This is a genomic window from Agathobaculum sp. TL06, from assembly GCF_054658635.1.
Genome location: NZ_BAAGGY010000012.1, coordinates 103,135 through 110,193, shown reverse-complemented (window position 1 = coordinate 110,193; position 7,059 = coordinate 103,135). Strand labels below are relative to the sequence as shown.

Sequence of the window (7,059 nt, the reverse complement as noted above, 5' to 3'; positions counted from 1 at the left end):
CCCAGCGCCGTCAGCATGTTCACGGCGTCGGTGGCCTTAATGTCCGCCTCATCCGTGAACGCCGCACCGGCAAACATGGTGAACGCGCATGCGAACGCCAGCACCAGTGCGAGAACCTTTTTCTGATGGCGCGATACTGCACATAATACTGAAAAAATAGTCGGAATGCGGTCGAAAATACCCTCAAAAAAAAACATTTTGAAAAAGGGAAAATTTGGAGAATATTTTCCCCATATGCAGGAGCAGCAATCAATAACCAGAAATACCAAATAAATTTTCCCCTGATTTTTGTTTCGCTTGTAAAACCTTTCTGCAATGGAACAATACACACAAAAATGCATATTTATATTTGTATATAAGTGCCGGAGTATCAGGTGGTTTTCACGAATTCGCACAAAACCCCTTGCATTGACAGATAGATATTGTATAATTTATATAGTGGCTTTGGCCAAATTACAGGATGAGGTGATACCAATGGACTATATTGCAGAATACAAACGTTGGCTGGAGAATCCGGCGCTTACCGAGGATGAGCGCGCGGAGCTTCAGTCCGTTCAGGAAAATAAGGAAGAGATCGAAAGCCGCTTTTTTGCCCCGCTGTCTTTTGGAACAGCCGGCCTGCGCGGCGTGCTCGGCGTAGGCCTCAACCGCATGAACCGCTTTACCGTGGGACAGGCCGCTCAGGGCTTGGCCAACCTGATCGTATCCAACGGAAAAGCCGCCATGGACCGCGGCGTTGCGATCGCGTACGACAGCCGCCATTTTTCGCCTGAATTTGCCAGACAGTCGGCCTGCATCCTTGCGGCGAGCGGCATCAAGACCCTGCTGTTCGACGAGCTTCGCCCGACCCCAGAGCTTTCCTTTGCGATCCGCCATTACGGCTGCATCGCGGGCATCAATATCACCGCATCCCATAATCCCAAGGAATACAACGGTTATAAGGTGTATTGGGAGGATGGCGCGCAGCTGCCTCCGGCGGAGGCCGATGTGGTTGCCAAGGAAATGGCGGCGACCGATATTTTCAGCGGCGTGCGCACGGGCGACTACGACGCATTTGTGGAAAGCGGCATGATCCGCATTTTGGGCAGGGAAACGGACGAGGCGTATCTCGGCGAGGTGCTCAAGGTCGCGGTCAATCCGGACTGTGTAAAGCAGGTCGCGGATGAGTTTAAGCTGGTCTACACCCCGTTCCACGGCGCGGGCTACCGCCTGGTGCCGGAGATCCTGCGCCGGCTGGGCTATAAGCATATCATCTGCGAGCCGGAGCAGATGAAGATCGACGGGGACTTCCCGACGGTTAAAAACCCCAATCCGGAATACAAGGAAGGCTTCAACCTGGCGATCGAGCTGGCGCGGCAGAACGATGTCGACCTCATTATCGGCACGGATCCGGACGCCGACCGCACCGGCATTGTGCTCAAGGACAAGACCGGCGATTACGTCACCCTTTCGGGCAACCAGGTGGGCGTGCTGCTGATTGATTACATCATCACCGCCCGCAAGCTGACGAACACCATGCCCGCACATCCGGCGGTGCTCAAGTCGATCGTGACGACCGAGATGGCGCGCGCGGCGGCGGAAAAGAACGGCGTGGCGTGCTTTGATACGTTCACGGGCTTCAAATTCCTGGCCGAAAAGATCAAGCAGTTTGAAAAGACCGGCTCGCACCAGTACCTCTTTGCGTTTGAGGAGTCCTACGGCTATCTCGCGGGCGACTACGCGCGCGACAAGGACGCCGTGACCGCCTCCATGCTGATCGCGGAGATGGCGGCCTATTACCGCACGCAGGGCAAGACCCTGTACGACGCGATGGAGGAAATGTACGAAAAATACGGCTATTACTGCGAAAAGACCATCTCCATCACCATGCCCGGCGTTTCCGGCCTGACGCGCATGAAAGAGCTGATGGCAGAGCTGCGCGAAAAGCCGCTCGGCAGGATCGGCACGCATCAGGTGGAATACACCCGCGATTATATGCCCGGCACCCGCACTCGCATGGCGGACGGCAGCGCGGAGCAGATCGAGCTGAAGGGCCAGAACGTTATGTATTACGAGCTGGAGGGCGGTACGACATTTATTATCCGTCCGTCCGGCACCGAGCCTAAGGTCAAGGTCTATATCATGGCCAAGGGCGACAGCAAGGCGGCGGCCGCCGAAAAGGTGGAGGCGCTCTCCGCCGCGGCAAAGGAGATCGTCCGCTGAACAGAGGGATCCGCTGAAAAAAACCCCCGAAGCAGGCTTCGGGGGTTTTTCGCGTTTGTACGGCGCCGCGTCAGCGGTTTCTGCGCCAGGTATCCGGCGCAAACAGCAGCAGCATGGGGAACAGCTCCAAGCGTCCCGCCAGCATGTTGAACATCAGCACGATCTTGCTGAGCGGGTCGAAAAAGCCGAAATTGGAGGACGGCCCGACCAGCTCCAGGCCGGGGCCGACGTTGTTGAGCGTGGCCGCGACCGCGGTAAAATTCGTGACCAGGTCCTGGCTGGAAAGGCACAGCACGAGAGTGGACAGGATAAAAATGATCAGATAGGCGATCAGGAAGACGTTGACCGAGCGCATAACCTCATGCTGCACGCGCCGGCCGTCCATCTTATTGACGCGCACCGAGCGCGGATGGATCAGGAACTGCATCTCCTTTTTGATGCTTTTACACATCAGCAGGATGCGCGAGCATTTGATGCCGCCGCCGGTCGAACCGGCGCAGGCGCCGATGAACATGAGCAGCACCAGGATGCACTTGCTGAACGCGGGCCACTGGTTGAAGTCCACCGTGGCGAAGCCGGTGGTCGTGATGATGGAGGCGACCTGGAACAGCGCGTGGTGCAGGCTGTCAAAAAAGCCGCCGAACAGATGACGGACGTTGCACGCGATCAGCAGGGTGGAGGCGGCGATCACGCCAAGGTAAACGCGTAGCTCCTCAATCCGGAGCGCCTGCTTCCAGCGGCGCGTCAGGATCAGGAAATAGATGTTGAAATTCACGCCGAACAGGATCATAAACACCGTGACCACGGCCTGCAGGTAATAGCCGCTGTAATGCGCCATGGAGTTGTTCCAGATGCCGAAGCCGCCGGTGCCGGCCGTTGCCAGCGCAGTGTTGACGGCGTCGAACAGCGGCATGCCGCCGAGCAGCAGCAGCACGACCTCCACAATGGTCATACCCAGGTAGATCGCGTACAGGATGAACGCGGTGTCGCGCAGGTGGGGCGACAGCTTGTTCACCGACGGACCGGGGCTTTCCGCGCGCATCAGGTAGATCGTCTGCCCGCCTGCGAGCGGGAGCACGGCCAGCATGAACACCAGCACGCCCATGCCGCCCACCCAGTGGGTCAGGCTGCGCCACAGGAGCGAGGCGTGCGACAGCGCCTCCACATCGCCAAGGATGGTCGCGCCGGTTGTGGTGAAGCCGGAGATGCTTTCAAAAAGCGCGTCCACATAGGAGGGGATCTCGCCGCTGAGCCAGAACGGGAGCGCGCCGGTCAGCGCGAGCACGATCCAGCACAGCGATACGGTGACAAAGCCCTCGCGCGCGTAGAAGCGGGTGTTCTCGGGCTTGCAGCGGGTAAACAAGCAGGAAAAGACCAGGCAGAGCGCGGACACGGCCAAATAGGCGAACGCGATCGGCTCCTGGTAGATAACCGCTGTCAGCATGGGCAGCAGCAGGATGCCGCCCTCCACGCTCAGCATCCAGCCGACCAGGTAGCACACCATAGCGTGATTCATGGCCGTTGTTCCTCCGTTTCACGGGGCAGAAAGATATCCTGCAGGTCGTTCATGCCCTGGCGGGTGGAAACGACGATGACCGTGTCCCCCTCCTGCAGCATGTCCTGGCCGCGTGGGATGATCCGCTTGCCGCGGCGGTTAATACAGCACAGCAGCACGTCCGGCCGGATGGGCATGTCCTGCAGCGGCACGCCGGTCAGGTCGTGCGCGGCCACGCGGAATTCGAGCGCCTCCGCGCCGCGCAGCTCGTGCAGCGTTTCCACATTGGAGCCCATGGAATTCTGCATCGCGCGGGTGTATTGGCTGATGAGGTCGGCGGTCGTCTGCTTGGGGCGGATGATGGTGCCGATGGGCAGACTCTCGATGACCTCCTCGAAATTGACGCGGTTGATCTTGGTGAACAGCTTGGCCTTGGAATGGCGGCCCGCATGCAGCGCGAGCAGGATGTTTTCCTCGTCCATGCCGGTCAGGGCGATAAAGGCGCCGCAGGTGGCCAGCCCCTCCTCGTCGAGCAGATCGCGGTCGGTGCCGTCGCCGTGGATGATGGTCGCGCCGGGCAGCAGCTCGGACAGCATCTCGCAGCGGTCGAGCCGGTTTTCAATGATCTTGACCGAAATGCCCGAGCTGAGCAGTATGCCGGCCAGGAAAAACGATATTTTCCCGCCGCCCACCAGCATGGCCGAGCCGATATGGCTGTGCGGCACGCCGATCTTTTCAAAGAAATAGACCTGCTCGTTTGGGGGAATAATGATCGTGATATCGTCGCCCGCCTGCAGGACAAAGTCGCCCTTGGGGATAAAGGTGGTCCCCGCCCGCCGGACCATGCACAGCAGCACATGGGTATGCAGCGAGGCGTTGATCTCGCAGACCGGCATGCCCGCCAGACGGGAGCCGGACGGAAGCCGGATATCCAGCAGCTCGATGCGTCCCTTGGCGAACGTGCTCACGCCGATCGCGGAGGGGAAGCGGATCAGGCGGGAAACGACCCGCGCCGTGGACAGCTCCGGATTGATGACCATGGACAGGCCAAGCTCATCGCGGATAAAGCCGACCTCGGAAACATATTCCGGATCGCGCACGCGCGCGATGGTATGGCAGCCCGACGCCTTGCGGGCGATCAGGCAGGAAAGCAGGTTGATCTCGTCGTGCGCGGTCACGGCGATCAGCAGGTCGCAGTCCTCGATGCCGGCGTTCTGCAGCACATGGTAGCTGGTGCCGCTGCCGCAGACCGAGTCCACGTCGAGCGAGGTGGTCAGCTCCTCCAGCCGCCGCTCGGACAGGTCGATGAGCGTCAGGTCATGCCCCTCGCCGGAGAGCTGCTCGGCCAGCGCCGAGCCGACCTTGCCGCAGCCTACAATGATGATACGCATAATGCGCCTCCGATACAGTTTTTCATTTGTTCTTAATACCCATAGCGATTATACCGTTTTACCGGCAAAAAGACAATATCTTTCCGAAGATATTGCGCGCCGCGGCGGCGTTGACCGCGGCCGCGGCACATGGTATACTGGAAGCAAATGACTGCGCCGGACGGGGCGCGGCGCAATCGGGCGGGAAGCGCCCCGATAAAGGGAGGGATAGGACATGGCACGGATGCTGGAGGTATGCGTGGATTCGGTCGAATCCGCGGTCAGCGCGGCGCGCGGCGGCGCGATGCGGCTCGAGCTGTGCGCGAACCTGGTGATCGGCGGCACCTCGCCGGATGAGGACCTGTTCTGCATGGTGCGCGGGCGGGTGGACATCCCGATCCGCGTACTGCTGCGGCCGCGGTTCGGGGATTTCCTGTATTCGGAGGAGGAGTTCGAGCTGTTGCAGCGGCAGGTCAGACGCTTTGCCGCGCTGGGCGCGGACGGGGTCGTGATCGGCGTGCTGCGGGCGGACGGAACGCTGGACGAGCCGCGTATGGCGGAGCTGATCGCGCTGGCGGGCGGCTGCGGGATCACGCTGCACCGCGCGTTCGACGTGTGCCGCGACCCGTTTGAGGCGCTCGCGGCGGCGCGGCGCCTGGGCGTGGACACCATCCTGACCTCCGGCCGGCAGGCAAGCTGCACCGAGGGCGCGGCGCTGCTGCGCGAGCTGGTCGGGAGGAGCGGCGGCCGGCCGCAGATCCTGGTCGGCGCGGGCGTGAACGCGGACGTGATCCGCATGCTGCAGCCGGCGACAGGGGCGGACGCGTTCCACCTGTCCGCCAAACGGACGGAAAACAGCCGCATGGCCTACCGGCGCGAGGGGGTGCCGATGGGGCTGCCCGGCATCAGCGAATTCGAGGTCTGGCGGTGCGACGAGGCGGCGGTCCGCGCCGCGCGATGCGCGCTGGACGCGTTTTGCGGCGCAGAATAGGGGGAAAGCCATGCGGATTGAAAAGGTACTGAACAACAACGTGGTCGTAGCGCTGGACGAAAACGGCGCGGAAACCGTGTTGATGGGGCGCGGGCTGGGCTTCGGCCGGCGCGCGGGGGACGAGGCGCCCGCCGCGCAGGTAGAAAAACGCTTCACGCTGCACTCGGACCAGCTTTCGGACCGGTTCCAGCAGCTCATCACCAGCATCCCGCTCCCGCACTTCCTGATGAGCGAGCGCATCATCAACCATGCCAAGATCGCGCTGGGGAAAGAGCTGTCGGACAGTATTTATGTCACCCTGCCCGACCATATCTCGGCCGCCATCCACCGGTATAAGGAGGGCATCCGCCTGCCCAATCCGCTGCTGTGGGATATCCGGCAGTTCTACAAGGATGAATACCAGGTAGGCTGCAAGGCCAATGAGATCGTCCGCGAGGAAACGGGTGTAGAATTCACCGAGGACGAGGCGGGCTTTATCGCCATGCACTTTGTCAACGCGCAGGTGGGCGGCGAGATCCGCGACGTGTACGATATGACCTATCTCATGCAGGAGGTGTTCCGCATCGTGCGGAGCGCTTACGGCTTTGAGCCGGACTGCGATTCGATCGACTATTACCGCTTTGTGACGCACCTGAAGTTTTTCGCGCGGCGCATCGTGAGCGGCCAGCAGTACGGGGATGAGGATGCGGACCTGCTCGGTGTCGTGCGGTACAAATACCCCCGCGCGTTCGCCTGCGCGCAAAAGGTGTGCGCCTATGTCAAGCGGGAAAAGGGCTTCGCCTCCGGACAGAACGAGCTGCTTTACCTGACCATACATATCGCGCGCGTGATGGATAAAAATGCCGGATAAGGCAGGCGGGAGGCCGAAGAAAGGCCTCCCTTTTTTGTTGGGGAAACCGATTTTATTGGTATGAACTCACAAAAAACGGATGGCATTTTCGGATAGTTTGCCGTGCAAATCGGGCTTGCAAAATTGTGAACAGTTTGTTACAATACACTCA

General features: G+C 60.5%; 6 protein-coding genes. 3 read left to right on the top strand and 3 right to left on the bottom strand.

What is annotated here, in order from left to right; all coding sequences use genetic code 11:
- Nucleotides 1-269: hypothetical protein (locus ACYQ3S_RS09005; protein WP_459688620.1), on the bottom strand; the 269-nt coding region annotated here is incomplete at its 3' end.
- A gap of 205 nt (nucleotides 270-474) precedes the next feature.
- On the opposite strand from ACYQ3S_RS09005, the gene ACYQ3S_RS09000 reads away from it, so the two are divergent.
- Complete coding sequence (locus ACYQ3S_RS09000; RefSeq protein ID WP_459688618.1) at nucleotides 475-2,202, top strand: phospho-sugar mutase; 1,728 nt, start codon at nucleotides 475-477, stop codon at nucleotides 2,200-2,202.
- Between the two features lie 70 nt (nucleotides 2,203-2,272).
- On the opposite strand, the gene ACYQ3S_RS08995 is transcribed toward ACYQ3S_RS09000, so the two are convergent.
- Together ACYQ3S_RS08995 and trkA are read right to left on the bottom strand one after the other, a co-directional pair.
- Nucleotides 2,273-3,718 carry a TrkH family potassium uptake protein gene (locus tag ACYQ3S_RS08995; protein WP_459688617.1) on the bottom strand — a complete coding sequence of 482 codons (1,446 nt, stop codon included), beginning with the start codon at nucleotides 3,716-3,718 and terminating at the stop codon, nucleotides 2,273-2,275.
- Nucleotides 3,715-5,088 (bottom strand): Trk system potassium transporter TrkA, encoded by a 1,374-nt coding sequence (trkA, locus tag ACYQ3S_RS08990; protein WP_459688615.1) that lies wholly within the window; start codon nucleotides 5,086-5,088, stop codon nucleotides 3,715-3,717. Before trkA ends, ACYQ3S_RS08995 begins: the two co-directional genes overlap by 4 nt.
- Before the next feature lie 214 nt (nucleotides 5,089-5,302).
- Here trkA and ACYQ3S_RS08985 point away from each other — a divergent pair, with 214 nt between their 5' ends.
- Both ACYQ3S_RS08985 and licT read left to right on the top strand, forming a co-directional pair.
- Nucleotides 5,303-6,058, top strand: coding sequence for a copper homeostasis protein CutC (locus ACYQ3S_RS08985; RefSeq protein WP_459688613.1), 756 nt, complete (start codon nucleotides 5,303-5,305; stop codon nucleotides 6,056-6,058).
- A gap of 10 nt (nucleotides 6,059-6,068) precedes the next feature.
- Entirely contained in the window at nucleotides 6,069-6,908 is an 840-nt protein-coding gene (licT, locus tag ACYQ3S_RS08980; RefSeq protein ID WP_459688612.1) for a BglG family transcription antiterminator LicT, read from the top strand.
- Nucleotides 6,909-7,059: the final 151 nt, after the last annotated feature.